Raw genomic sequence first — 21,121 nt, 5'->3', positions numbered from 1 at the left:
ATGAAGTCCGTTGTGGACTGTTCGGAGAAATCTCATGTTGACTATCAAACGTCTTTCCCTGGCTTTGGCTGTGACCGCGCTGGTCGCAGGTTGCAGCTCTGGCGTCAAGCTGGACGACAAGCCCGTTGACGGTTCGCTGTCCAGCCAGGGTGCTGGCGCAAGCGGCCAGGGCCAAAGTGGCGTGTCGGGCGTGGACCTGACCGGTTCCGCCGCTTCCAAGGCAGGCCCTCAGGGTGTCAGCCGCATCGTCTACTTCGACTTTGACAGCTACTCTGTCAAGGCTGATGCACAGCCCCAGATCGAAGCCCATGCCAAGTTCATCAAGGCCAACCCCGCAGCCAAGGTGCAGCTGGAAGGCCATACCGACGAGCGCGGCGGCCGTGAATACAACCTGGCCCTGGGTCAAAAGCGCGCTGAAGCCGTGCGCCGTTCTCTGGGCCTGCTGGGCGTGAACGACGCTCAGGTTGAAGCGGTGAGCTACGGCAAGGAAAAGCCCGCTGCTGAAGGCCATAGCGAAGACGCTTACGCCCAAAACCGTCGCGTTGAAATCAACTACCGTTAATGATGAAGCAGGCCTTGTTGACTCTCCGTCACGCAACGCTGCCTCGCATGGTGGCGGCCGGCCTGCTGGCCGGCTCTGCCATCAGCGCCCATGCAGCCCTGTTTGGTGATGACGAGGCGCGCCGCGCCATCATCGAACTGCGCCAGCGCGTTGACAGCCTGCAGCAATCGCAGGAACAGACCCGCCGCAGCCTGCTGGATCTGCAGTCGCAGATCGAGTCGCTCAAGTCGGACCAGGCCAAGCTGCGAGGTCAGAACGAGCAACTGACACGCGACGCCGCGGAGTTGCAGCGTGGTCAGAAAGATCTGGCCAAGGGCTTTGACGAGCGCCTGCGCCAGTTCGAGCCCGTGAGCGTGACCGTGGACGGCGTGGAGTTCACTGCCGATCGCAATGAGCAGCAGGAATTCGAGCAGGCTCTGGGCATGTTCCGTTCGGGCAAGTTCCCCGAGGCCGGTCAGGCCTTCGCCGCTTTCCTGCGCCAATGGCCCAAGAGCGGCTATACGCCGTCGGTGCGCTTCTGGCTGGGCAACTCGCAGTACGCCACGCGCGACTACAAGAATGCCATCGCCAATTTCCGTTCGGTCATGACCAATGCGCCCATGCATGCTCGTGCACCCGAAGCGGCCCTGTCCATCGCCAACTGTCTGGTGGAGCTCAAGGACACCAAGGCAGCTCGCAAGACCCTGGAAGAGCTGCTGCAGGCCTATCCGAACTCGGAAGCCGCAGGGATTGCCAAGTCCAAGCTGGCGACGCTCAAGTAATGGCCGAATATTCTCAGCCTCAAGCGGAAACAGCGCCCCGATCCGGCGCTGTTTTTTCTATGGAAGAAGCAGATGTGCAGCGCCGCTTTGGCGGTTTGGAGCGCCTCTACGGCGTGCAGGGGGCAGCCCGGATTCGTGCGGCCCATGTGGTGGTGGTTGGTGTGGGCGGAGTCGGTTCATGGACGGCCGAGGCTCTGGCGCGCAGCGGCGTGAGCCGCTTGACTCTGATCGATATGGACCATGTGGCCGAGTCCAATATCAATCGCCAGATCCACGCGCTGACCAGCACTGTCGGTCAGGCCAAGATCGATGCCATGCGTGATCGCATCGCCGAGATCAATCCAGCCTGCGAGGTCAATTGCATCGATGAATTTGTCGATCCAGACAACTGGCAGCAACTCTTGCCGGCAGATGTTGATGCGGTGATAGATGCTTGCGATCAGATCAAGGCCAAGGCCGAAATGGCGGCGCATGCGCGCAAAACCAGGCAGTGCTTTATCTCCGTTGGTGCTGCAGGTGGCAAGCGCATGGCCCACTTGGTGGACATTGCAGACCTGAGTGCGACAACCCATGATCCGCTTCTGTCACAGCTGCGCTACCGACTGCGCAAGCAGCATGGCGCTCCCAAGGATGGCAAGCGCATGGGGGTGACTTGTGTGTTCAGCCGCGAGGCTGTCGCACCACCTGATGCATCTTGCTCAATCGAGGGCGGTGATGGCAGTCTCAACTGCCACGGCTATGGCTCGGTCGTGGCTGTGACAGCTACCTTTGGTCAGTGCGCAGCAGGCTGGGTACTTGATCAGTTGGCTCGCAAACCAAGCTAATTCAACTAATTCAAGAATTAGGCAAAGAGCCGGAAAAAATAGATTACAATAACGTCATTCCACTGATTAGGCAACTACTGCTTTTGATGTGTGGCAGGGTCTTTAGCTCAGTCGGTAGAGCAGCGGACTTTTAATCCGTTGGTCGCGAGTTCGAATCTCGCAGGACCCACCAAAGATAACAAGGCCCCGTAGCAATACGGGGCCTTTTTATTTTGCTATCAATTAAGCAGCAAGAATAAAATTCAAGCTGCCTTTCTTTTGGCTGGTGTGCGGATTTTTTTGCCAACCAACGCAACAGCGGTCTGAAGAGTCTGGGTCGCAAGGTGGCTGTAGCGCTTGGTGCTAACCGCCGACTTGTGCCCCAATACCCCACCAACCGTGTAGAGATCAACCCCGGCGTTGATCATCTCGCTCGCCGTGCTGTGCCGCAAGTCGTGCAGTCTGGCATGACCGAACCCAGCCGCCCTGGCGCCAGCCTTGAATACCTTGCTGACCGTCCACTTGGTAGGCTTCACTGGCCACAGGTCCGGGTTGCGCACGATGTGGGCGACTCGGGGGTGAATTGGCACAGCGCGGGGCTGCCCGTTTTTGGTGTGCTGGCTTCCCAACTCAAACACATCTCCGCCGTAGGCAACCTGGGCTAGGCCAACTTCGGCCGCACGCATGCCACTGTAGAACGCAATGCGGATGGCCGCCCTTTCCTTGCCGGGCTTGATCTTCGAGCAGATCTTGAGGAACTCGGCTCGGCCCAGGTAGACATGACGCTCGTTGCGCACCTTCGGCATGCTGATGCGTTCGGCTGGGTTTCGGTCTCCTAGTCCATGGTGCTTCCATGCATAGCGGCAAGCCGCCCGAAGGTAGGAGAGCCGGTTGCGCACCGTCGCCGCAGACATCAGCTTCTTGTCGTCACCTACAGGCCGGTAGCTGATGGCGATAGCCGGAAGCGCCGAGAATGGCTTACCGGCGTAGGCGCTGTAGCAGGCCTTGAGCTCGCGCACGATGTTCTCATAGCTCTTGAGCGCTGGTGCGTGGTACTTCAAATAGAGCAGCACCGCATCTTCAATCAGTGGCTCAGGCTTGCTGACACCAGTCGCAATCGAGTGGAGTCGCTTGGTCTCTTCGAGGTCGAACTTTTGGGCCTCGGATTTGGTGTAGCCTTTTGGAAGAAGGCGGCTAGCCCGCTGCCGCTGGCCCGCAATAACCTGGTCGAACTCAAAGCGCCAACGCTGGTTGCGGGAGTCGAAACGGATCGGCATGATTTTTTGTATTCCTCTATGTCAGATTCTTCAAAGCGCACAGCGCTACCGAATCGGTAGCAGTGCAGGCGCCCGGATTTTGCGAGTTCATAGACGGTTCGCTCGCTAAGTCCGAGCATCCCGGCAACGGCTTTTGCATCAAGCATCTAGGTCTCCAAAAGCAAAACCCCGCATTAGCGGGGCTCGGGGTGGTTGATAGGTTCGCGCCATCTGTCGCGCTTGTCGCCTCGGTCGCGGGCTCGGCGGCTCATGCTTGGTCTCCCTCAACGTTGATGGCATAGACTTCTACAGGGTCGGGGCCGAAGTGAGGGTGGGTGATGGTCTTGATAGTGAAGCCGCGCCACGGTCGCACGATGCGCCGGGCGTGGTCATCGCGCGCTGGGTAGCCAAGGGTCAGCACGATCTGGTCATAGCTGCCGAATGGGGAATACAGGCGCTTCTGCCAGTACTGCGTGCACAGCCGGTATTCCTCGGTCTTGGTGCCGTCGCGGATGGCCTCGAAGTACTCACGCTTGAGTGGGAGGGTCAGCGTTTTCATGCTTGGCCTTTCTGCATGGTCTTGATGTCTCCAATCCATTGGGCGATGTACCCGCCTGTGTAGGCATGCTTCGCCCAAAGCGGCCATTGCTCTCGGTCTTGACCAAGCCACATGGCCTTGCCTTGTGATCGCGCGCGCCGGCCCATGGCCTCAAACCAGCGTTTGCCCGCGATTCGTTTAGCCATGCTGCGCTCCTTCCTTGGCTGCTGCCTGGGCGGCCAGCTCGATAGCGCGTTGTGCTACGCGCGGCTCATAGAACCTGATTGCATCCTTGCTTTGAGTGAGCAAGGTTCGTTGCATGAAGCCATCCACAGGAGTCCCGCACGACCACTTGGGAGATGGGGCGCTAAGCCACTCGACGCGCTCCTTGTGGTTTTGCAGGTCGGCTCGTTCACGCTCTTGCTGAATTTGAAGGGCGCTCACGCTTCACCCCCTTGCGCTGCCTGGGCGGCGCGCTGATTGCACTCACATGGCTTGCAATGAGCAGACCACGTTCCTGCAAATTGAGGCGTGACTGTGCAGCCACTGTGCAGCCATTGCCCCAAGATGCGCCCCATGTCTTTGCTGTCGGTTCGGTTGGCGTCCAGCGCGCCCACGGTCACGCCGCATTGGCAGGTGGCAACGAACCCAGTTGGTTTGCGCTTCACTGCTGCTCCCCCTTTGCTGCCGCGATAGCGGCGCGGTTGGCGCGCTCGAAACCTTGCGTAATGCGGCCTTTGTGCATGACTACCTTGTCGCCGGGGTTCAGCCTGACGGTCAACATATCGACTTGCGTATTGCTGCCGCATCCGCTGTGCTCCATGAGCACTTCTTGCTCCGCATCCCGTGCGTCTGCCTGCGCCTGGGGTGCTGCTAGCGTGGAGCTCAGGGCTTTAGCTAGATCGCAGGCGAAATCTGCGGCAAGCTTGTTGGTGATGTAGTTTTCATAGTCATAGCGCTGCAACACATTGGCAAAGTACCAAGCTACGAACTCACGCCCACCTTTCGATGTGCGCAAGTCAAAATCAGGCATCTCCACCGCCTGCGCGGGAAGTCCGGTAGCAGTAGCCAGCAGGGCGCGGGCAGCATTCCAACCTTCGTTGTGCGCAATACGCAGATTGATGTCGTTCGGATACTTCTGGCACGCAGAGCGGTTCATGAGCACCGCAATTTCCGCATCAGGCTCTGGCAGCACCATTGGCGCGGCTGCTGTCAGGGCTATGGGTTCGGCATTCAGAGTCGTTTCAGCCAAGAGCGAAGCGCGAGCGCCGCACTTTGAGCATGCGGCTGTCATCGTGCCCACTGTGTTGCAGTCAGGGCATTTGTCTTCTACCGGGCTATCACCTTGCCAATCGCACTTGCTGCACGCAGCCTTGCTGCCGTCTGCATCGTTGATGCCGATATGCCCGCAGTCACTACATTCGCGCACTTCGATGTAGGTTGGAACGGCTGCCGGGGTGGCGGCAAGCGCGGCGTGAGCCTGCCAGCCGATCCACTTGTTATTTACATCCCAGTTTTCGTAAACCCTGGAGTAAAAGTCGCGCGGGATAGGGCTTTGAATGAACTTCTCAAACGCCTCGCGCTCATCAGGCACTGCCACGGCTGCGGGCGCTGCCTGGGTCCGGCCTTCGTCCAGGCCTGCATGCCATGCGGCTTGTTCTGCTGCGGCTGGCTCTTTAATCTGGTGCAGGCACTGGCCGGCCTTGCCAGCCTCAAATGCGGCGCGGCCGTAGCCCAGCAGGTGCTGCCTGTCCTGGCCGGTGACCAGGTTCAGGCTGAACGGTGCCATGAGTGCTGTCAGGTGCAGTTCATCGCCAGGGGTCATCTTGATAGGTTGCTTCATGAGGGTGGCTCCCAGAATGAGAAAAGCCCGCGGCGGCGGGCTGGGGTGTTGTTGGTCAGGCGACTTTTCGGAGCTTGGCCTCCTTGGCGATGAGCCAGACACGGCCCCGGCTATCACCCGGGAAGCGCGACATGGTGCGCACCTCGAGCTTGTCGGCCTTGCCCTGGCTGGCGATCCACTTGCGCATGGCCGCGCCCAGGGGCTGAACTTCATCAGGCTCGCAGGACAGACATTGCCCGGGCTTCATCTTGGCGAACAGCTCTGCATACTTGCCTTCTGGGCATGCGCGCTGGCCGGGGAAGGGATCGTTCTTGATCGTGATGAGCTCAACGTCGATGCTCTTCACGGTCTTGTGCACCTTGCGGCGCGGCTTGGCTTGGTCGAATGCGTTCATGACTGGGCCTCTCCAATCACAGCAGCAGCAAATGCATCCTCGGGAGTCTGCTGCTTCTCGCCACCTTCGTCGTCCTCGATGTCGCGCTGATCTGGGTTGCCACCTGTGCTGGGCGTGTCCGGCTTGCCAGCCCGGTAGCCCTTCTTGGCCTGGACCAGTTCAGCAGGGGCCAGCAGCTTGATGGAGATCTCGCCTTCGGCGGCCAGGCCGGAGAGCTCACCGAACAGCTCGTTGTCCTGCAGCTCTTCGCCGTTGTACGAGATGGTCCATTTGATGGTGACGCTGCCGCCCTCGGAGAGCTCGTACTGCAGGTTCGACACCACCACATCAGTGAAGTCGACGTGGTATTCGTCCAGGCCCCAGTCTTGGGTGAGGCGGTAGCCGCGGAACTTCAGGCCCTTGCCATAGTGGTACAGCAGCGGCAACTGGGGGTGGCGCAGGTTCGGCAGCGGGATATCCAGGCCGGGGATCTCGTCCTGGCCGTCCTTGGCCGCCTTGTTGCAGTAGTGGTGCGCACGCAGGCCGGGCTCTATCAGGTCGAGCAGCGTGTTCTCTCCGGTCAGAGAGCATGCCAAATCGATGGCGCGCACCTTCTCTTCGCCGTGGAGCTCGCGGCGGGGATTGGCGTTGGTGATGACGACATTGGTGGGTTGGGTCAGTTCAAAGGCCATGGAATCCTCTTTTCAATGAAAAAGCCTGCTGGGTTAGAGCAGGCTTTCGGTGGTTGCTATTGATTTCGATCAGGCGGTGACTGCCTGCAGATCGTCTGCCAGCTTGCGGAAGCCCAGGGACAGCAGCAGCGCTAGGCGCTTGGTGTTGGCCTCGGTGATCTGCACAGCGGCGCGCTCCTTGGTGAACGGAATGCCGTGGTGCTCCAGCGTCGCGGCGCTAATCTTGCCCAGGCCGGCTGCCTCCAGCAGCGTGTTGATCTGGCCCAGCGTCATGACCGGGCTTGTGTCAGCTGCTGCCGCGCTGGCCTTGGCCGTGCTGATCGCCTGCTTAGCGTCGATGCCGGCCATGCCTTCCACCGCCTTGTCCTGCACAAGGCCTGCCAGATCGTCGGCCACGGGTGAGGACAGGGCCCCGGCCTGCTGGGCCTGAGCAATAGCAGCTTTCTCCTGCTGGGCCTGTTCTTCGAGGCGCTTGCGCTCTGCCGCTGCAGCTTCGCGTTCCAGCTTTGCGGCTTCTTCCTTGCGGATCTGCTCGCGCTGGGCTTCCAAGCGGGCGGCCTCCTGCTGCTTGTGGTTGCCAATTCGCAGAGCGGCCAGGGCTTGGAAGTCCTCGGCAGCCTTGGTGCCCACGGTGGCGAAGTCCGCAAACAGAGCAATCCAGTCGCCGTCCTCTTGTATCAGGTGCTTGCGGTTGGCTTCCAGGCGGTCGGCCAGTTGGTTGGCTTCGTGCTTGGCATTGGTCAGGGCCACGGCCACCTTGTCGCGCATGCTGTCCAGCGACTTGAGTCCCTTCACCGCGCCCGCAAAGTCGGCTTGAACCACCGGGAAGCGTAAAGGGCGGTTGTCGATGGCTTCCAGGCGCCGTTCCAGCAAGCCAATGTGCTGGTCCAGATCCTTCTTGCCGTCGAGCACGATCTGCTCTTTTCGCTTCTCCTTCTCAGACTTCACCAGCTTGGACAGCTTCAGGCGAACCTGTCGGGCCTCTTCGCTGATTTCATCAATGGTTCGGAACAGATGGTCAATGCTCTCGGTCTGGGCCAAGGCATGCTGTTTGGCGGCGTCCAGGCGGCTTTCAACTTCTTCGCACCACTTGACCGCCTTGTCTGCATCAGCAAAGTCCTGGTCTGTTTTCAGCTCAGTGTTGACTGAACGGATGGCGGACAGTGCTGTGACCTTGAAGGCATCCAGGTTCGATGCCGTGACAGCACCTTGCACTTCGATGCGAAGCGCGGGCAGTGTTTCAGGAGACTGCCCGACAACTTCTGGGGCCGCCTCCTCGGTGACGTAGGCTGCCACATCCTTCTCCAGCTGCTCCCAGCCAGCGATGATCTGGGCGCGCAGCTCAGCGTTAGGCTCATACCAGCAGTGCAGCGCCTCCACTGGCAGGCCTTCTGCCGTCCACTTGCTGGCCATGAATAGGATGCGATCGGCCCCGGAGACCATGGCCTGCTGCTCCATCTGCACCTGATACTGCAGCGGCAGGTCAGCGCCGTCGCAGCCGCGCGCCAGCAGCTCGCGCAGCTCGGTGTTGAGCGTCTTGTGCTCGAAGCCCACATCGTTCATGAAAGTCAGACCGTCGAAGCTGGCCGAGTACTTGCCACGGGTGCCGACGCAAGGCGAGAGGTCTTCGCCGATGATCTGCTCAGCCAGTGGACGGGCTAGGGCTTCGAACTGGTGCCCATCATTGAAGCGGCGCTGCGTGGCCGCATCGACCTCTGGCACGATGCCCGTGGCCAGTTCCTTGATCAGCTCCGAGCGCTTCTTGTAGGCGCTGCAACCCATCATGGCCGGCGCGTCGCTGGCGTTGAAGTGGTTGCGGCGGTGGGCATGCCATTCGGCGCTGCCTTGCACAAGGTTCACGAGTTGCATGGTCATGCTTGCTCCAGTTCTGCCACGCGGGCATCAAAAATGTCGGTGAGGGTGGCTTGCTGCGACGGGTCAGCAATGGTTTCGATCTGGTTGCCCAGGTCGTACAGCTTGTTCAGGTCGGTGCAGGCCTTGATGTCAGAGGCGAGCTTTTCAGGATCAGGCGCCGCGGCGCTGGTGCTGGCGGCCTGCTGGAGCTCCGCAACCTTGTCGCGCAACTCCTTTTCTTGCTCGGGAGTCACTTTGCCCTTGCTGCCAAGCCATGCCAGGGCGTTCTCGATGGTCTTCCCCTGGGAGATGCCGTTCAGGATCTGAGGCAGGCGCTCTGCCCACTTGTCGGCCGGCCACTCCGGCAGCACCACTTCGGCCTGTCCCATGTCCACGGGTTGGCGTTGGCCCATAGGTTGGGCTTCCACGATGCGCTCGGCTTCATCCTGGTCGTAGATGCCGCCGTACCCGAAGGCAAGGCGTGCACACTGAATCATTGCCTTGTGGCGCAGCATGCGCTTCGGGTGGGATTGCCAGGGTCCGGTACCGCGCTTGCACTCGGCCATCCACTCTGTAACCTTGATGGGGCGGTTGCGATCCTTGCGGAAGATGACGCAGGTGCAGGACTGGTCATCCTGCTCAAACTCGATACCGTCGAATTGCGGGTGCGAGTTGATGATTCGGCTCCAGCCATCCACGCCGACCACGGGGACGATGCCATTGTTCTTGTCGGGGAAGGCGTAGATTTCCTTCGTCCAAGGGTTCAAGGCGTACTGGTTGGCGACCACCATGAGGGCAGTCATCTGGGCATCTGAAACTTGGCCCTTGAAGGCCGTGGCCTTGAGAGTCTCAATCAGTCCAGCACCATCGCCCATGTCCAGGGTGGCGGCTAACTTCTGGGTCAACGTAACTAGAGCACTGCTCATGAATACCTCACTTGGGTGATAGCGGCAACAAGGGCGGCAGCGCTGCTGGCCACCCACAAAAGAAAAGCCCGGGCGGTTCCGGGCTTGGTGTCTGTTTTGCTCATGGCTTCCTGGCTAGGGCGAAGAAGGAGAGAGCGATGAAGAGGAGGGCGAGCGCTTCATTCATGGGGCTGACGTGTGGCTTTGGCGATGGCGGCGCGCAGGCGCGTCGTTCTGCAATCAGATTCACCGCATTCACAGAAGAGCCCCAGCTCTTGGAGCGCCTCTTGGAAGTCCTGAGCGACCTGCAGTAGCTCGGGCGCGGCGGAAATCAGGCGGGCATAAGCTTGTCGGTCTGGCTCTCTCTGGCTGCCATTGATGTCTGCAATGTGCTGACGATCTGGGCCAAAGACTTCCCAGCCATCCCATCCACTCCATGGACCTGTCGGCTCTGCAACCCACGGCGCCTTGATGTGATCTGCTTCACTCATGGCTTTTCCTTCAAACATTGAACAGTTACTTCGTCCAGCCATACCGCTGTCATCCCCGGGCAGGCGAAGGCATCGCGGGCAGCCTGTTTTAGTTCAGCGGCCGCCGTGGTAGCAGGTGCGTCAGCCGCCTGAGCGCTGCAGCCGGACAGGCCGGCGCACACGAACAAGGCCAGCAGCACCAGAAACAACAAAGCCCGCGTTGGTGCGGGCTTCTTGCGGCGCGGGAGGCGCTGGAGTTGGATGGGGGAGGGCATCATGCTTTCTCCTTCTTCCGGTGTATGTGGTTCATGAAGCCCCAACCGCCTGCAGGCTTGCTGGTGTCGGTGAACTCTTCGCAGTTGTCACACATGGGCGCGCCGCAAACGAACTGGCCTGTGTGGTTGCATTCGTTGGTGGCCTGTTCTCCGCAGACACAGCACTTGACCTTGGCGTGTGTCTCGCAGATGTCGCCTTCGCATTCTGCTTTGCAGGGGCCACGCCATGCCAAGCTGTATCGGCAGTAGCTCATATCGCCTCATACTGGTTTTCGGTTTCAGGGTCCAGAGCAGCGCGGATCTGCTCGGGGGACAGCGGCTCTGCCATCTGGGCCAGCACCTGCTGGGCGCAGAACTCGGCAAGGGCTGCGTGCTGGGCTACTCGTTGAGCGGGTGTCATTGCTGGTCCTCCATGTGGTCGGTGTAGATTTCAACGGCGTAGACGCTGGCGAACCAGGCAGCCATGGCCTCGAGCAGCTTCTCGCGCGCTGCTGGCGTCGCGTCGACCATGAACTCGGCATAGCGGTCCGAAACATCGTCGTTGGAGTCGTTGAACGCTCCCTGCAGGATGTCTTGCGCAGAGTTGTAGATAGCGAATCGCTTCTTTTCGAACCAGCCGGCCGGTGTCTTGATGGCCTTCAGTTGCTTGAGAATGATGCCCGGCGCCTGAACGGCAGCGGTCTGGTGCAGAGCGTCGGCCGCTTCTTCCTCATCGTTCCAGCGCTCGGCGTCTGCATGAGGGTTTGGCGTGGGGCCGAGGTAGATAGGAGGTCGGGCGTTCATGACAAGCTCCAGGAATAAAAAAGCCACCCTGAGGTGGCAAGCTCACGGCGGCGTGAGGGGGAGTCTGGTTCCGCAGGCGGGTAACGATCCGAGCCTCCGTCGAGGCCGCGCCTTCGGCTTAAGAAGCCGGTGCACTCCTTGTGCTACTGCGGGATAAAGGAGATGGCGCAGCGGTTCGCCAGATGAGGGTCCAGCTAGACAAATGCGCAAGGGTTAAAGAAATGCCGCGCCATCTGGCGTGACCACTGTCGCCACGGCGCAAAGCGCCGAGTTCTCAATTGCCGCCAGCCCAGGCCCATTCCTGAACTGCCGTACCTGCTCGAGTGGTCACGCCGTATGGCCCTGGCACGGAGGCCAGGGGTGATGCGTTTACTTAATCAGCTTGGCAACCGCTTCGGCCACCTTGGACTGGGCCTGAGTAACGGCAAGCTCCACGGCCTTCTTGATTTCGCCCTGCATCTTGTAGTCGATGACGGACTCGACGTTCTTCTTGACGATGAACTCAAGGCGCGTGCTCTTGTAGTTGTAGTTATTGGTCTCCCCGCGCTCGTTGACCCGCTGGCCTAGGTAGTCCTCGCCTGCCTTGCCAATCAAGGCCGTCAGAGTGGTTGGGGTTCCGACTGCGGTACCCCATTCGTCGTGCTTCTGAATTCCTTCTTCAAGCCGCTTGTCAATGATCGCGCCAACCTTCTCGCTGATTTGCTTCTGGACTGACTCACTGACTGCCTTGCGGATGTCATCACCGCAGGCCTTGACGATTGATGCCGTAGCCCTTGCGGCAATCGAGTCGAACATGCGCTGAGTGTCATATTCCAGCGTTGTCGCGCTGATCTTCACAGCACCTTTCGACTCCTGAGATGCGGGAACTTCGTCGTCGTAGTCTTCGTAATCCATGGTTGCTCCTTGTGAAAAAAGAAAAGCGCCCTCGGATGAAGACGCTTTTGTTTTTGGCCCCGCTTAGCCCTGCGGGGGAAGGCACATGCAGGCTGCATGCTGGCAAAGATCACATTTCCATATCTCCTTCTCAAACCGCAACGCCCTCAATGAAGACGCTCTGGTCTGAGCCCTTTCAGGCCCAGTCGCGGCACACCCATGCCGCTGGCTGTTTCTGCTCTTGGGATCCACCCTCACCGGAGAGATAGGCTTGCATCCGGGCGCCCCGGGACTGAGTCCCTTCGCTGCACTTTTGCGTTACTGCTTTGTGCTGCGATGGGTGTAATTATTCGCAAAGGAATATTCGGTGTCAAGCGTAAAGGAATATTTAAATTCCATGAGGCGTAAAAAAACCACCTTGCGGTGGCTTCCAGATGTGTCTGTTAGCTAGTGGATTCCTCGCCGTTGCTTCTCATGCAGGCACTCGATCTGATGTTTGAGCAGAGCTTTGTCGGAGGCGTATTTGAAATAAGACGCTGCCGCCAAGGCGGAGAGTACCCCCCAAACGATGATGTCTGACCATGTTGCGTTGCCGATCAGGTGTATCAGTGCCTTCACAACAGCGAAGGGAGTGAAAAAGATCAAATATGCAGCGGCATAGGTTCCTAGCTTGCTAATGTCGCCACGGACTTCGACTTTCAACAACTCTTCGTCAGTGAGCAACCGGGGGTTCACATGCTTTCCTGAGCTCATGGCTTTTGGGGACGCTGGGCCAGATCATTGGCCTGTTTATCGAAGTCGCTCTGATAGGCATCCAGCAAACTCCCTGTAGAGGCTGGAGATGGAGCCTCTTGCTTTAGCTGGGCCTGTTGTCGCTTCTGACTTTGGTCGTATGCCTTCATGGCCGCGAAACCGCCGGCCGCGATGAAAACCCCGATAAGGACGCGCAGGCTCACCCTGCCCAGCATCTTCGCCATAGTGCTACTCCTTTACCCACTTGCCGATGACGACGCCGGTGATAGTGGCGTGGCCGTTGATTTCGATGTACCGGGGCTTCCAGTCTGGGTTCAGCGCTTTCAGCACTCGGCGGTTGTCCTCTTCAATGAGCTGCTTGAAGGTTGCCTTGTTCTGGTCTTCCAGCCGGACAACAACCCTGTCTCCATGCTTCGCGTCCTTGGCGGGGTCCACAAAAATGATGTCGCCGTGGCTGTAGCTGTGTCGGCCGCCGGGGTCGTACATGCTTTCGCCTTCCACCTCAAGCGCGAACGTGCCAGGGCTGTGCTTCACAGGGCAATAGAGCCATTCATGGGCGTCACCTGGTTGCAGGTGGTCAGCTATGTCATTCCATTCGCCGGCCTGAACGAAGGAAATAAGAGGGACCATGCCGCGCATCTCCGGCTGACCCTTGGCGCTCTCTTCATTCCAAGGGCCCCCATCTCCGGTGTCCAGCCAGATCGGGTCGCAGCGTAGGGCGCTGGCCAGGCCAATGATCCCCGTAGTTCGCTGGATCGACCCGTTTTCGATCTTCGAAATATCCGACTGCTTCATGCCGGAGAGCTCGGCCAGCTGGGCCTGTGTGAGGCCCCTGTGCTTGCGCGCGAACTTGATTCTTTTCGCCAATGTATCCATGCAGACATTTAATCGTGTTTGCATATTCTTTTAGGCTCATGCAAAATAGTCGAAAAGGAATATTTATGGAAGCCAAAGACTACGTCCTCGCCATCCGCAAGCACGGCCTGACCCAGGCGCAGATCGCAGCGGAGACCGGTATCCCTCAACCCACGGTCAGCAAGATCGAACGCGGAGATGTCTCCGATGTGATGTCGCGGAACTACCGCGCATTGCAGTCGCTCCATGAGCGCCTCGAATCGCAAGCCCCCGTTTCCCCCACCACAACTACTCAAGAGGCCTGAGCCATGTACGCCGACCCCGCCCACATTCGCAAGAACCGTGTGAACCTGTCCCTGAACGATGCAGAGGACAGGCTGGCCGAGGCAATGGCCGAGTTCAACGGCATGCAGAAATCGGTGTTTCTGCGCGAGCTGGTTCTGGAGGGTTTGTCTCGTTTCCATAGCTCCAAGTCTGCAGCGGCTGCTACAGAAATGCGAGCTACAAACTCGTGACGCTGGCGCGTCATTTCAGCAACGGTTGCGTAACGCGGAATGAAAAACAGTGCCAGCTCCACCCACCACCGGGCAGCCCCTCGACCTTTCGGAACGAGAAGCCGCTGCACTCGATGCCTACGCCGCAGAGCATGGGCTTACCCGTCAACAAGCTGCCACGAAGCTGGCACAGCAGATCCTGGACGAGCGCTACCGCATCAAGCAGCAGCAGGGCCGGGTTTTGCCATTTCGGAGGCGCTGATGGCCCTCTCATCACTTTTCCGTAACGCATTTGTTCAAGGCGGCCGGCCATGAACTACTACCCATTCCACATTGGCGACTACCTGAGCGCCACCCGGCATCTGAGCTGGGAAGAGGACGCGGCATACCGCCGTCTTCTGGACACCTACTACATCACAGAGAAGCCGCTGCCTGTTGAGCTGCGCGCTGTCTGCCGCCTTGTCCTGGCCACAACTGAAAGCCAGCGTGAAGCTGTTGAAGTGGTGCTGCAGGAGTTCTTCGAACTGACGGAAGCAGGCTGGATCAACCGCCGTGCAGATGCCGAAATCGCAACCATGTTGGACAAGCAGGAGAAGCAGCGGGAACGTGCCAACAAGCGCTGGAAAAAGCCTGCTGGCAATGCCGGAGGCGATCAATCTGGCGATTCCGCAAACGGCAACGGCAATGCAAGTGGTGATGCGCCGGCAATGCCACGGCATACAGATTCTTATGCCACGGCATCGGATTTGGATGCCAGCGCATTGCCACCAACACCAACACCAACACCAACACCAATAAATAGTTCCGTAGCTAACGCTACGGGCGGCGAGCCGCCGAAGCTGACTGACCCCGCAGAAATCATTTTTGGCTACGGGCTCTCCATGCTGGTCAACGCCGGGACAGGGGAGAAGCAAGGCCGATCCTTCCTCGGTGGCCTGCGCAAGGCCCATGGCGATGAAGCCTTGATCGACAAGCTGCGCGAATGCGCAAAGGCCAAGCCCCTGCAGCCGTTGGAGTGGCTGGCCGCCGCACTGCCGCCGCCGGTTTCAGGCCGCCGCACAACCGTGATCCCTCCAAACCGCCAGGAAGCCCTGGAGCAGCGCAACCGCAACGTGGCCGACGCCTGGGCCGCAGAAGGAGCATGAGATGCGACAGTCCGACCGATCATCGTTTGCCCAGCTGATCACCGACGTCTTGGCCTACTACGGCAAAGATGCCAGCCGCTTTGTGCTGGACCTGTGGTGGAACGCCTGCCAAGCCTTCGACCTGGAGCAAATCGAGAAGGCGATGCAGCGCCACTGCACAGATGCCGAGCATGGCCAATTTGCGCCGAAGGTAGCCGACATTGCCCGCGTCCTGCAGGGCACCACCACCGACCGTGCCGCCATGGCTTGGGGCAAGGTGCTGGAGGCCATCGGCGCCGTTGGGGCTTACACCGACGTGGTGTTTGACGATCCCGCAATCCATGCCGTGGTCGAGGACCTGGGCGGCTGGCCCAAGGTGTGCCGCACCGAAGTCAAAGAGCTGTCCTACCTGCAGCACCGGTTTCAGGTAGCCCACCGGGCCTACACCGAGAGCGGCCAGTTCGAGTATCAGCGCCGCCTGCCAGGCGACCGCTCTCCAGACCACGACTACACCAGCCGCGGCATTCCTTTGCCTAGGCCCGCTCTTGTCGGCGACCGTGAGCGTGCCATTGCGGTGCTGAAAAACGGCAGCCCCACTGGCAAGACCCGCATTTCCACGCTGCCAGAGCAGGCCATGCACCTGCTGGCCAACACCACCACGCAACAGGAGCTTCTCGCATGAACTACGCCAGCTTTATGACCCAGGAAGAGGCATGCGCCCTGAACAGCATCCTCATGACCGAAGGCCAGGACGAGGACTTGCTGGCGGCAATGAACTGCGTGTCCATGGTCAGCCGTGGCGCGCAATGCGTGCACTTCGCCATTCGCGTGCTCGACAGCAAGAGCGAGCCCGTCAATCTGATTGAGGTCTTCGAGTTCATCCACAAGCCGACCAGCTTGAGCCGCTTTCCGGATGTAGCACCTCAGATGACCCTCGAAGTTCTGACAGAGATGGCCATGAACGTGGCCACCAAGGAATGGGCCCTTGAATTTTTCGACCAACGCTGCCAGGCCATGTGCCCGCCTGAGCTGGGGTTGGAGGACTTCGGTCTGTAAGCCATCAACGAATAAAAACAGGAGCAACAAATCATGATCATCATTGGAATTGACCCAGGTTTGACAGGTGCTTGTGCGGTCATGGATCACAATGGCGTGCGGGCCATCTTCGACCTTCCCACCATGCCCGTGCCTGGCGCCGGCGAGAAAGCGCTGGTCAAGCGCAAGATAGACGGCAAGGCCTTCTGCCAGCTGCTGCTCAAGCACTGCCCAGCCGGTGAAGGCAAGCCCCTGGCCGTGCTGGAGAAGGTGAACACCATGGGTGGGGCCAACAACGCCGTGCAGACGCAAGGCAGTCTGATGCGCAGCCTGGGCGCCATCGAGAGCGTACTGGAGTGCCTAGGCTACCCGACAGAGCATGTTGCGCCCCAGTCGTGGAAGAAGCTGTTCCTCCTGGGCTCCGAGAAGACCAAGGCTCTGGAAACTGCCCGAAAGCTGCACCCGGAAGCCGCCGGCAACCTCACGCGCCAGAAGGACCACAACCGCGCCGAAGCGGTGCTGCTGGCTCACTGGGGAAAGGTGGAGTTCGTATGAACTGGCTCTGGCTTATCCCCGCATTCCTGGCCGGCCTGGTCATCGGCATCTGGCTCGGAATCGCTTCGGTCTCCAACAGCATGGATGGGTACTGACCATGACAGTCTTGATGGTCTGCTTGTGCCTCTTTTGCGGCGGAGGCGCCTTCGCCTTCTTCACCACCTTCGGAGAACTGGACTTGTCCGTCCGGCGTGCCTGCTTCTGGGTCGCGCTGGCTCTATGGTTCCTCGGAGTCGCTCTCGCCGGTTCCGTGGTTTGGAGGGCTATGCAATGAGCCGCCTCGTCATCACCAAAGGCCAGGACGGGAAGCTGTGTGGCATGGACCCAGCAGGGCAGCGGGCCTATGCCCGGTTCCGGGCGGCGGTCGTGAGCATGCAGCCCGGCGACACCATGGCTTTCACCTTCCGCATGCCTCGCAATCCAAAGCACCATGCGTTCTTCTTCAAAAAGCTGCAGATGCTGCTTGAGCGCACCGAGGCCTTCACAGAGCTGGACAAGCTCCGGGCCTGGCTGACGATGGGCGCCGGCTATGCAGACTTCGTGCCCGGCCTGGACGGCAAGCCCAACGCCATCCCGCGTAGCCTGGACTTCGACAGCATGGACGAGACCGAGTTCTCGGAGCTGCACAGGGCAACAGACGAGTTTCTGTGGGGCCAGCACGCACAAGCAATCCTCTGGCCAGCACTGACGCCTGATCAGCGGTGGAAGTGCATGGAATCGTTCATGGAAGGGTTTCGACGTTGAAATTCAATGGTACCAGCGCCGCAGCATTACATTGCGCTATTGAAATAGGAGCGGTTGTGGCGCGGGAGAACACAGCAGATGCCCGCGACTTCGCGCGCGCACGCATTTCGGGAGGGTCAGTCATGATCGTTGAAGCCAAGCACGTGGACTGGTGGAGAGTGGTCACTGACCTGAACCGCAGCGGCTGGAGCATGGGCAGGCTCTCAGGCCGCATGGGCAAGCACAAGAGCTGGTTCGCGGCGCTGCGCAACACGCCGGGCACTCAACCCAAGTTCATGGACGGACTATCGCTGCTCTGCATCTGGTGCGAGGTGATGGGCAAGGGCTGGGAAGATGTGCCCACGGAGCGGCCCACGTTCAGCGCACACCAGATTCGTTCGGGAACTTGACCCGCCAACACCTTGACACTGCGCGGTATTTCAAGGAGTACCGCAATGGCTACAGCATCCACCCGCGCAGCATCCATCAAAACCCCCGGCGTTCAGACGCCCGAGACACCGGAAACCAATGAAGGCCCAGCCTTCGCGCCTGGTGACGGCGACTCTGGCACCGGCTCCACAGAGCTCGACGCCTCTGACACCGCGCCTACCTTCGAGATGCCCGCCGACCTGGCCGCCTTCATCAAGGCAGAGATTGCCAAGGGTGTGGCCGCAGGCATGGCCGCCTTGCGCCCCGCAGCCGCCGCGCCTTCTGCTCAGGCCGAGCTGCCTAGCCAGGCCGAAGCCATGAAGCAGGTCAAATCTGGTGGTCGCGCGGTCCTGTCCACGGCTGGTTATGTCTGCCCTCTACCTGAGGATGTCGCTGTGCAGCGCGACGCCAACGGCTTTGCGAAGAGCTGATCATGTGCGGCGGTCTTGTCGGAAAAGTCCTGGATGTCGTTGGCATCAACCCAGCCTCTGCGGCTGCGGATTCAGCCAAGCAGGCCCAGGCCGATGCAGAAGCGCGTGCCCAGAAGCAAACGGCTGAGGCTGAGCAGAAGGCTGCCACTGCCGCCAATGCCCAAACGCAGATGGCGCGCCGTGCTCTGCGTGAGAACTCTCTCCTGAGCAGCGACTCTGCTCGCACCACTTTGGGGGTCTGATGCCCGTAGACGTCCAGAAAATCAAGCAACGCAACACCAGCCTGATAGCTGAGAAGCAGCTCAGCGTAGGCACATGGCGCGAGTGCTACCAGTGGACCAACCCGGCCCGCGGGGATGGCCTGGACAGCGTGATCATCTCCGCCACCGATGCGCAGAGCCAAAAAGCGCGCATCTTCGACAGCACGGCGCCCGAGTCCCTGAAGGTTGGTGTTTCCACTCTGATGGGCGGCATGGTGCCTGCGAACAGCCGCTGGTTCGACATGGATGTGGGCCACGAGTCCGACGAGGAACGCGCCTGGCTGGACACCATGGCTCGGTTCATGTGGGAGAACATCCACGCGGCCAACTTCGACAGCGAAGCATTCGACAGCCTGCTCGATGCCTTCACCGCTGGCTGGTTCGTGATGTACATGGACGAGGCAGAAGAGGGCGGCTTCTATTTCGAGTCCTGGCCCATTGGTCAGTGCTGCATCGCTTCCAGCCGCGCTGCCGGCATCGTGGACACCGTATACCGCCAGTTTGAAATGACCATTTCTCAGCTGGTGGCCGAATACGGCCTCGACAACATCTCGGAGAGCTCCCGCGAGAAGTACGAGACAAACAAGCTGGACGAGAAGGTGTGCGTGCTTCTGGCCATCGAGCCGCGCGAGGTCTATGCCGTGGGCGCGCGCTTCGGCAAGAACATGCCTTTCTCGGCCTGCCATCTCGAAGTCAACAGCAACCACGTGCTACGCGAAGGCGGCTATCAAGAGTTCCCGTGCATGGTGCCGCGCTGGTACCGCCTGCCGAACTCTCCCTATGCGACTGGCCCCGTCGCCGATGCACTGCCCACCATCAAGACCCTGAACGAGGTGTTCAAGTGGGTGCTGATGGGCATGGAGTCCACCCAGGCCCCCATGCTGATCGCCGAAGACGATGGCGTCCTGAACCCGCGCAACATCAAGATGGGCCCGCGCAAGATCATCGTGGCCAACAGCGTGGAGAGCGTGAAGCCTCTGATAACTGGTGCAAACCCAGACGCTGGGGCCATCGCCGTTGAAGGCATGCAGGCCACGGTGCGCAAGATCCTGATGGCCGACCAGCTGCCGCCCGTCGAAGGGCAGGCCAAGACAGCCTACGAATGGCAAGTGCGCGTGCAGACCCTGCGCCAGATGATGGGCCCCATGTTCGGCCGCTTCCAGGCCGAGTTCCTGCAGCCTCTCATCGAGCGTGCATTCGGCATCGTGTGGCGCGCCAACATCCGTAGCCGCTTCGCCCTAGTGGGCCAGCCCCCCCAGTCTTTGCTGAACCGATCTTTCACCGTGCGCTACCTGTCGCCCTTGGCCCGTGCCCAGAAGTTGGAAGACGTCAGCGCCATGGACGTTTACGAGGCAGACCTAGCCAACAAGGCGCAGGCGCTGCAAGACCCATCCATCCTCGATGTCTACGACTGGGAAGAGGCGGCGCGCGAGAAGGCCCAGTTGCGCGGCATCAAGCAAACCCTCATCCGCGATGCTCGCATGGTGATGCAGATGCGCCAGCAGCGGCAGGAAGCCCAGGCCCAAGCCCAGCAGCAGGCCATGGCCGCCCAAGGCCAAGCCGAGATGCAGGGGGCAATGGCACAACGAGTAGCGAGGGCAGCATGACAAACGCACGACTTGGCCCCAATGGCTGGGAGCTCGGTGCTCCTGACTACGCCACAGACGGTAGCGGCCCAGCTGCCCGTATCCGCGTTGACCCTGGGCAGACCGGATTCTTTGCCGGCCGCATGTTCCGCTCTTATGTGGAGACTGTTGTGGCTCAGGGCGGCGCGACTCCCTTCTATGCGCGCTTCACAAGCCCTGTCGATTTCATCCTCTGGAATCAGAAGCTGACGCTCACGCAAGGCGCAGTCCGCATGCTGGTCTTAACCGGCGTTTCATTCGCTGGCTCGTGGACTACTCAGCCGCTATTCGGCGTGAATCGCATGTCTGAACGCCCGATGTATGACGGAGCGTTCTACGTTCCAAAGGCGACTTTCGAGACAGGCGGGACGTTCACTGGCGGATCTGAAACAGACCGAATGCTGGTCCGCGCCGCCTCTTCAAACGTCAATGCCACGAACGCTGGTGAATCTCAGAGTGAGCGCGGCCTGCCTGCTGGCACGTATGGCCTCAAGTTCAGCATCCTGGACGGAGGCCTCAACGTGAACGACGCGGCACAGATGCTCTATGAACTTGAATGGGAAGAACGCGCATGAGCCAGGATGACGAACGACAGCGGCTGGATGGTCTGTACCACGACATCTTCGAGAAAGACCGGCGTGGCCAGGCGATCTTCGAAGACCTCTACAAGCGCTTCGCCGCCAGCGCGAAGGTGCACTGCGAGGGCGGCATCGACGCCGTGCTGCAGACCTACCGCGATGCCGCACGGCGCGAGGTCGTCGAGTACATCGTGACTCGAGTCAACCGCGTGGCCGGCATTGATGACAGTCCTGGCGACGAAACGTAAGCAACCACCAACCCCAGCCCGCG

General features: G+C 60.2%; 32 protein-coding genes and 2 tRNA genes. 16 read left to right on the top strand and 18 right to left on the bottom strand.

The window, feature by feature from the left end:
• Window positions 1–34 precede the first annotated feature (34 nt).
• The 4 genes from pal (at window position 35) to AAIL66_RS10755 (ending at window position 2,319) form a co-directional block, all read left to right on the top strand.
• Complete coding sequence (gene pal, locus AAIL66_RS10770; RefSeq protein ID WP_034356711.1) at window positions 35–562, top strand: peptidoglycan-associated lipoprotein Pal; 528 nt, start codon at window positions 35–37, stop codon at window positions 560–562.
• The gene (ybgF, locus tag AAIL66_RS10765) at window positions 562–1,323 is read left to right on the top strand and encodes a tol-pal system protein YbgF (RefSeq protein ID WP_012837777.1); all 762 of its coding nucleotides are present in this window, start codon (window positions 562–564) and stop codon (window positions 1,321–1,323) included. The genes pal and ybgF overlap by 1 nt, the downstream gene beginning before the upstream one ends.
• Window positions 1,323–2,147 carry a tRNA threonylcarbamoyladenosine dehydratase gene (locus AAIL66_RS10760; protein WP_034356714.1) on the top strand — a complete coding sequence of 275 codons (825 nt, stop codon included), beginning with the start codon at window positions 1,323–1,325 and terminating at the stop codon, window positions 2,145–2,147. The genes ybgF and AAIL66_RS10760 overlap by 1 nt, the downstream gene beginning before the upstream one ends.
• Window positions 2,148–2,243: 96 nt before the next feature.
• Window positions 2,244–2,319: transfer RNA gene (locus AAIL66_RS10755), tRNA-Lys, on the top strand.
• Window positions 2,320–2,389: 70 nt separating this feature from the next.
• Here AAIL66_RS10755 and AAIL66_RS10750 read toward each other — a convergent pair.
• From AAIL66_RS10750 to AAIL66_RS10670, 17 genes are all read right to left on the bottom strand, one after another.
• The gene (locus AAIL66_RS10750; protein WP_343496717.1) at window positions 2,390–3,403 is read right to left on the bottom strand and encodes a site-specific integrase; all 1,014 of its coding nucleotides are present in this window, start codon (window positions 3,401–3,403) and stop codon (window positions 2,390–2,392) included.
• Window positions 3,404–3,650: 247 nt separating this feature from the next.
• Complete coding sequence (locus tag AAIL66_RS10745) at window positions 3,651–3,941, bottom strand: ASCH domain-containing protein (RefSeq protein ID WP_343496716.1); 291 nt, start codon at window positions 3,939–3,941, stop codon at window positions 3,651–3,653.
• Between the two features lie 177 nt (window positions 3,942–4,118).
• Window positions 4,119–4,241, bottom strand: coding sequence for a hypothetical protein (locus tag AAIL66_RS10740; RefSeq protein WP_343496715.1), 123 nt, complete (start codon window positions 4,239–4,241; stop codon window positions 4,119–4,121).
• 343 nt (window positions 4,242–4,584) lie between these two features.
• The gene (locus AAIL66_RS10735) at window positions 4,585–5,709 is read right to left on the bottom strand and encodes a hypothetical protein (protein WP_343496714.1); all 1,125 of its coding nucleotides are present in this window, start codon (window positions 5,707–5,709) and stop codon (window positions 4,585–4,587) included.
• A 109-nt stretch (window positions 5,710–5,818) separates the two neighbouring features.
• A complete protein-coding gene (locus tag AAIL66_RS10730) occupies window positions 5,819–6,157 on the bottom strand; it encodes a hypothetical protein (protein WP_003061527.1) in 339 nt (112 codons plus the stop codon).
• Window positions 6,154–6,828 (bottom strand): hypothetical protein, encoded by a 675-nt coding sequence (locus AAIL66_RS10725; protein ID WP_343496713.1) that lies wholly within the window; start codon window positions 6,826–6,828, stop codon window positions 6,154–6,156. Before AAIL66_RS10725 ends, AAIL66_RS10730 begins: the two co-directional genes overlap by 4 nt.
• A gap of 69 nt (window positions 6,829–6,897) precedes the next feature.
• Entirely contained in the window at window positions 6,898–8,703 is a 1,806-nt protein-coding gene (locus AAIL66_RS10720; protein WP_343496712.1) for a YqaJ viral recombinase family protein, read from the bottom strand.
• Window positions 8,700–9,608, bottom strand: a complete 909-nt coding sequence (gene bet, locus AAIL66_RS10715) for a phage recombination protein Bet (protein WP_343496711.1) — start codon at window positions 9,606–9,608, stop codon at window positions 8,700–8,702. Before bet ends, AAIL66_RS10720 begins: the two co-directional genes overlap by 4 nt.
• A 158-nt stretch (window positions 9,609–9,766) precedes the next feature.
• Window positions 9,767–10,078, bottom strand: coding sequence for a hypothetical protein (locus tag AAIL66_RS10710; protein WP_343496710.1), 312 nt, complete (start codon window positions 10,076–10,078; stop codon window positions 9,767–9,769).
• Window positions 10,075–10,332, bottom strand: a complete 258-nt coding sequence (locus tag AAIL66_RS10705; protein WP_343496765.1) for a hypothetical protein — start codon at window positions 10,330–10,332, stop codon at window positions 10,075–10,077. The genes AAIL66_RS10710 and AAIL66_RS10705 overlap by 4 nt, the downstream gene beginning before the upstream one ends.
• Window positions 10,333–10,582: 250 nt before the next feature.
• On the bottom strand, window positions 10,583–10,732 hold the full coding sequence (locus AAIL66_RS10700; protein ID WP_343496709.1) for a hypothetical protein: 150 nt from the start codon (window positions 10,730–10,732) through the stop codon (window positions 10,583–10,585).
• Window positions 10,729–11,115, bottom strand: coding sequence for a hypothetical protein (locus tag AAIL66_RS10695; RefSeq protein ID WP_343496708.1), 387 nt, complete (start codon window positions 11,113–11,115; stop codon window positions 10,729–10,731). The genes AAIL66_RS10700 and AAIL66_RS10695 overlap by 4 nt, the downstream gene beginning before the upstream one ends.
• A 65-nt stretch (window positions 11,116–11,180) precedes the next feature.
• Window positions 11,181–11,268, bottom strand: a tRNA-Lys gene (locus AAIL66_RS10690).
• A gap of 216 nt (window positions 11,269–11,484) precedes the next feature.
• On the bottom strand, window positions 11,485–12,009 hold the full coding sequence (locus AAIL66_RS10685; RefSeq protein ID WP_343496707.1) for a hypothetical protein: 525 nt from the start codon (window positions 12,007–12,009) through the stop codon (window positions 11,485–11,487).
• A 426-nt stretch (window positions 12,010–12,435) separates the two neighbouring features.
• Window positions 12,436–12,723: a hypothetical protein gene (locus tag AAIL66_RS10680; RefSeq protein ID WP_343496706.1), complete on the bottom strand. Its 288-nt coding sequence runs from the start codon at window positions 12,721–12,723 to the stop codon at window positions 12,436–12,438.
• Between the two features lie 14 nt (window positions 12,724–12,737).
• Window positions 12,738–12,965, bottom strand: a complete 228-nt coding sequence (locus AAIL66_RS10675) for a hypothetical protein (protein ID WP_343496705.1) — start codon at window positions 12,963–12,965, stop codon at window positions 12,738–12,740.
• A 4-nt stretch (window positions 12,966–12,969) separates the two neighbouring features.
• On the bottom strand, window positions 12,970–13,641 hold the full coding sequence (locus AAIL66_RS10670) for a S24 family peptidase (protein ID WP_343496704.1): 672 nt from the start codon (window positions 13,639–13,641) through the stop codon (window positions 12,970–12,972).
• Window positions 13,642–13,682: 41 nt separating this feature from the next.
• Here AAIL66_RS10670 and AAIL66_RS10665 point away from each other — a divergent pair, with 41 nt between their 5' ends.
• Together AAIL66_RS10665 and AAIL66_RS10660 are read left to right on the top strand one after the other, a co-directional pair.
• A complete protein-coding gene (locus AAIL66_RS10665) occupies window positions 13,683–13,901 on the top strand; it encodes a helix-turn-helix transcriptional regulator (RefSeq protein ID WP_343496703.1) in 219 nt (72 codons plus the stop codon).
• Window positions 13,902–13,904: 3 nt separating this feature from the next.
• The gene (locus tag AAIL66_RS10660) at window positions 13,905–14,111 is read left to right on the top strand and encodes a hypothetical protein (protein WP_034383533.1); all 207 of its coding nucleotides are present in this window, start codon (window positions 13,905–13,907) and stop codon (window positions 14,109–14,111) included.
• Window positions 14,112–14,121: 10 nt separating this feature from the next.
• Here AAIL66_RS10660 and AAIL66_RS10655 read toward each other — a convergent pair whose 3' ends face one another.
• Window positions 14,122–14,403, bottom strand: a complete 282-nt coding sequence (locus tag AAIL66_RS10655) for a hypothetical protein (protein ID WP_343496702.1) — start codon at window positions 14,401–14,403, stop codon at window positions 14,122–14,124.
• Here AAIL66_RS10655 and AAIL66_RS10650 point away from each other — a divergent pair.
• The 10 genes from AAIL66_RS10650 (at window position 14,402) to AAIL66_RS10605 (ending at window position 21,098) form a co-directional block, all read left to right on the top strand.
• The gene (locus AAIL66_RS10650; protein WP_343496701.1) at window positions 14,402–15,235 is read left to right on the top strand and encodes a YdaU family protein; all 834 of its coding nucleotides are present in this window, start codon (window positions 14,402–14,404) and stop codon (window positions 15,233–15,235) included. The genes AAIL66_RS10655 and AAIL66_RS10650 overlap by 2 nt on opposite strands.
• A 1-nt stretch (window position 15,236) precedes the next feature.
• Entirely contained in the window at window positions 15,237–15,896 is a 660-nt protein-coding gene (locus AAIL66_RS10645; RefSeq protein ID WP_343496700.1) for a DUF6475 domain-containing protein, read from the top strand.
• Window positions 15,893–16,270, top strand: a complete 378-nt coding sequence (locus tag AAIL66_RS10640; protein ID WP_343496699.1) for a hypothetical protein — start codon at window positions 15,893–15,895, stop codon at window positions 16,268–16,270. Before AAIL66_RS10645 ends, AAIL66_RS10640 begins: the two co-directional genes overlap by 4 nt.
• Window positions 16,271–16,303: 33 nt before the next feature.
• Window positions 16,304–16,804, top strand: coding sequence for a hypothetical protein (locus AAIL66_RS10635; protein ID WP_343496698.1), 501 nt, complete (start codon window positions 16,304–16,306; stop codon window positions 16,802–16,804).
• A 270-nt stretch (window positions 16,805–17,074) separates the two neighbouring features.
• Window positions 17,075–17,548: a DUF1367 family protein gene (locus AAIL66_RS10630; protein WP_343496697.1), complete on the top strand. Its 474-nt coding sequence runs from the start codon at window positions 17,075–17,077 to the stop codon at window positions 17,546–17,548.
• Between the two features lie 122 nt (window positions 17,549–17,670).
• Complete coding sequence (locus AAIL66_RS10625) at window positions 17,671–17,937, top strand: hypothetical protein (RefSeq protein WP_198529111.1); 267 nt, start codon at window positions 17,671–17,673, stop codon at window positions 17,935–17,937.
• A gap of 45 nt (window positions 17,938–17,982) precedes the next feature.
• Window positions 17,983–18,387 (top strand): hypothetical protein, encoded by a 405-nt coding sequence (locus tag AAIL66_RS10620; protein WP_343496696.1) that lies wholly within the window; start codon window positions 17,983–17,985, stop codon window positions 18,385–18,387.
• A 241-nt stretch (window positions 18,388–18,628) separates the two neighbouring features.
• Window positions 18,629–20,254 (top strand): portal protein, encoded by a 1,626-nt coding sequence (locus tag AAIL66_RS10615; RefSeq protein ID WP_343496695.1) that lies wholly within the window; start codon window positions 18,629–18,631, stop codon window positions 20,252–20,254.
• Window positions 20,251–20,847: a hypothetical protein gene (locus tag AAIL66_RS10610; RefSeq protein ID WP_343496694.1), complete on the top strand. Its 597-nt coding sequence runs from the start codon at window positions 20,251–20,253 to the stop codon at window positions 20,845–20,847. Before AAIL66_RS10615 ends, AAIL66_RS10610 begins: the two co-directional genes overlap by 4 nt.
• Entirely contained in the window at window positions 20,829–21,098 is a 270-nt protein-coding gene (locus AAIL66_RS10605) for a hypothetical protein (RefSeq protein WP_343496693.1), read from the top strand. The genes AAIL66_RS10610 and AAIL66_RS10605 overlap by 19 nt, the downstream gene beginning before the upstream one ends.
• Window positions 21,099–21,121 lie beyond the last annotated feature (23 nt).

This window comes from Comamonas sp. F1-6 (assembly GCF_039581415.1).
In the GTDB taxonomy this organism is placed as follows: Bacteria; Pseudomonadota; Gammaproteobacteria; order Burkholderiales; family Burkholderiaceae_C; genus Comamonas; species Comamonas thiooxydans.
Note: the sequence above shows the minus strand (reverse complement) of the source record. Positions and strands in the feature narration are given on the sequence as shown.

What these genes read in the sequence shown, in the direction of transcription:
- pal (WP_034356711.1), top strand. Translation starts at nt 35, where the DNA reads ATGTTGACTATCAAACGTCTTTCCCTGGCTTTGGCTGTGACCGCGCTG.
- ybgF (WP_012837777.1), top strand. Translation starts at nt 562, where the DNA reads ATGATGAAGCAGGCCTTGTTGACTCTCCGTCACGCAACGCTGCCTCGC.
- AAIL66_RS10760 (WP_034356714.1), top strand. Translation starts at nt 1,323, where the DNA reads ATGGCCGAATATTCTCAGCCTCAAGCGGAAACAGCGCCCCGATCCGGC.
- AAIL66_RS10750 (WP_343496717.1), bottom strand. Translation starts at nt 3,403, where the DNA reads ATGCCGATCCGTTTCGACTCCCGCAACCAGCGTTGGCGCTTTGAGTTC.
- AAIL66_RS10745 (WP_343496716.1), bottom strand. Translation starts at nt 3,941, where the DNA reads ATGAAAACGCTGACCCTCCCACTCAAGCGTGAGTACTTCGAGGCCATC.
- AAIL66_RS10740 (WP_343496715.1), bottom strand. Translation starts at nt 4,241, where the DNA reads ATGCAACGAACCTTGCTCACTCAAAGCAAGGATGCAATCAGGTTCTAT.
- AAIL66_RS10735 (WP_343496714.1), bottom strand. Translation starts at nt 5,709, where the DNA reads ATGGCACCGTTCAGCCTGAACCTGGTCACCGGCCAGGACAGGCAGCAC.
- AAIL66_RS10730 (WP_003061527.1), bottom strand. Translation starts at nt 6,157, where the DNA reads ATGAACGCATTCGACCAAGCCAAGCCGCGCCGCAAGGTGCACAAGACC.
- AAIL66_RS10725 (WP_343496713.1), bottom strand. Translation starts at nt 6,828, where the DNA reads ATGGCCTTTGAACTGACCCAACCCACCAATGTCGTCATCACCAACGCC.
- AAIL66_RS10720 (WP_343496712.1), bottom strand. Translation starts at nt 8,703, where the DNA reads ATGACCATGCAACTCGTGAACCTTGTGCAAGGCAGCGCCGAATGGCAT.
- bet (WP_343496711.1), bottom strand. Translation starts at nt 9,608, where the DNA reads ATGAGCAGTGCTCTAGTTACGTTGACCCAGAAGTTAGCCGCCACCCTG.
- AAIL66_RS10710 (WP_343496710.1), bottom strand. Translation starts at nt 10,078, where the DNA reads ATGAGTGAAGCAGATCACATCAAGGCGCCGTGGGTTGCAGAGCCGACA.
- AAIL66_RS10705 (WP_343496765.1), bottom strand. Translation starts at nt 10,332, where the DNA reads ATGCCCTCCCCCATCCAACTCCAGCGCCTCCCGCGCCGCAAGAAGCCC.
- AAIL66_RS10700 (WP_343496709.1), bottom strand. Translation starts at nt 10,732, where the DNA reads ATGACACCCGCTCAACGAGTAGCCCAGCACGCAGCCCTTGCCGAGTTC.
- AAIL66_RS10695 (WP_343496708.1), bottom strand. Translation starts at nt 11,115, where the DNA reads ATGAACGCCCGACCTCCTATCTACCTCGGCCCCACGCCAAACCCTCAT.
- AAIL66_RS10685 (WP_343496707.1), bottom strand. Translation starts at nt 12,009, where the DNA reads ATGGATTACGAAGACTACGACGACGAAGTTCCCGCATCTCAGGAGTCG.
- AAIL66_RS10675 (WP_343496705.1), bottom strand. Translation starts at nt 12,965, where the DNA reads ATGGCGAAGATGCTGGGCAGGGTGAGCCTGCGCGTCCTTATCGGGGTT.
- AAIL66_RS10670 (WP_343496704.1), bottom strand. Translation starts at nt 13,641, where the DNA reads ATGCAAACACGATTAAATGTCTGCATGGATACATTGGCGAAAAGAATC.
- AAIL66_RS10665 (WP_343496703.1), top strand. Translation starts at nt 13,683, where the DNA reads ATGGAAGCCAAAGACTACGTCCTCGCCATCCGCAAGCACGGCCTGACC.
- AAIL66_RS10660 (WP_034383533.1), top strand. Translation starts at nt 13,905, where the DNA reads ATGTACGCCGACCCCGCCCACATTCGCAAGAACCGTGTGAACCTGTCC.
- AAIL66_RS10650 (WP_343496701.1), top strand. Translation starts at nt 14,402, where the DNA reads ATGAACTACTACCCATTCCACATTGGCGACTACCTGAGCGCCACCCGG.
- AAIL66_RS10655 (WP_343496702.1), bottom strand. Translation starts at nt 14,403, where the DNA reads ATGGCCGGCCGCCTTGAACAAATGCGTTACGGAAAAGTGATGAGAGGG.
- AAIL66_RS10645 (WP_343496700.1), top strand. Translation starts at nt 15,237, where the DNA reads ATGCGACAGTCCGACCGATCATCGTTTGCCCAGCTGATCACCGACGTC.
- AAIL66_RS10640 (WP_343496699.1), top strand. Translation starts at nt 15,893, where the DNA reads ATGAACTACGCCAGCTTTATGACCCAGGAAGAGGCATGCGCCCTGAAC.
- AAIL66_RS10635 (WP_343496698.1), top strand. Translation starts at nt 16,304, where the DNA reads ATGATCATCATTGGAATTGACCCAGGTTTGACAGGTGCTTGTGCGGTC.
- AAIL66_RS10630 (WP_343496697.1), top strand. Translation starts at nt 17,075, where the DNA reads ATGAGCCGCCTCGTCATCACCAAAGGCCAGGACGGGAAGCTGTGTGGC.
- AAIL66_RS10625 (WP_198529111.1), top strand. Translation starts at nt 17,671, where the DNA reads ATGATCGTTGAAGCCAAGCACGTGGACTGGTGGAGAGTGGTCACTGAC.
- AAIL66_RS10620 (WP_343496696.1), top strand. Translation starts at nt 17,983, where the DNA reads ATGGCTACAGCATCCACCCGCGCAGCATCCATCAAAACCCCCGGCGTT.
- AAIL66_RS10615 (WP_343496695.1), top strand. Translation starts at nt 18,629, where the DNA reads ATGCCCGTAGACGTCCAGAAAATCAAGCAACGCAACACCAGCCTGATA.
- AAIL66_RS10610 (WP_343496694.1), top strand. Translation starts at nt 20,251, where the DNA reads ATGACAAACGCACGACTTGGCCCCAATGGCTGGGAGCTCGGTGCTCCT.
- AAIL66_RS10605 (WP_343496693.1), top strand. Translation starts at nt 20,829, where the DNA reads ATGGGAAGAACGCGCATGAGCCAGGATGACGAACGACAGCGGCTGGAT.